Source organism: Salinicola socius, from assembly GCF_001937195.1.
Classification (GTDB): domain Bacteria; phylum Pseudomonadota; class Gammaproteobacteria; order Pseudomonadales; family Halomonadaceae; genus Salinicola; species Salinicola socius.
Genome location: NZ_MSDO01000055.1, coordinates 1 through 835, shown reverse-complemented (window position 1 = coordinate 835; position 835 = coordinate 1). Strand labels below are relative to the sequence as shown.

The 835-nt window shown below is 51.4% G+C and carries 1 protein-coding gene; it reads right to left on the bottom strand.

Translation table 11 applies throughout. The features are described from left to right. Positions 1–547 precede the first annotated feature (547 nt). Positions 548–835, bottom strand: a 288-nt coding sequence (locus BTW07_RS20085; RefSeq protein WP_208605439.1) for a hypothetical protein, incomplete at its 5' end; no start/stop codon positions are given.

Here is an 835-nt window from a genome sequence, read left to right as displayed (position 1 = left end):
CGTTAACATGCGTTAACACGGCTAAGCAAGACGGCCGCGCCCCCTTTTCGACTGCTACAGGCGACCTCGAACCACAACCTGTCAGAAACGCCAAAAAATCGATTTTTGGTTGCTTCCCCGCGACCGCTTCAACCTGGTATGGCAAACGGTCTATCCCGACTGCTTCCCATAGCCGGGTTTTTTTTGCAGCAAAATCAGGTATCAGCCAAAAGTTGTATACCACTACATCACTTTATTTAACGAAGGCTACTTTTCTTCTTGCAAAAGCCGTAATAGCATCAGCCTGTGCAACGGTTTCTTGCTCTTCGGCTCGTTCCTCCGACCTCAAGTCCGTCAGAGCCATTAATAGGCTCGCACCGAACTATAGCGACCATGAACAGCGCTATTACCTACACGACGTCCTGACTCGATCAGTTGACGCACCACTCGCCCGCACCGGCCTATGGCGCTACCAAGCCATATATCCAGTGCGGGTTTTTTGCAATCCTCTCATTACATATCTACAAACTGTTATCGCGATCTATCGCGCGATATTAGCCGCTCTTATTTATGCGACTAAAGTATCGTCAAAAACTGCGTTAATCTTGATTTCGCGGGTTTTTTTAATTGCCCGGGCGACGCTTATCGGCGACACTTTCCTTACTAGGCCTGAGTCATCATTACTCGACTCTGCCTTCATCGCGTTCATGGTCGCCTTCCACGGGAAGCGATCTTTTCCGGCCCCTAGGTCCCTCATCTCCACGATGACACTGACCGGGCCGTTTTTTTTGCCCCCGATTTCCGCCTCAACCGCGTTCCCTTTGGTCCGTGGCGTTTCCGCCTGCCCGCGCTTCCC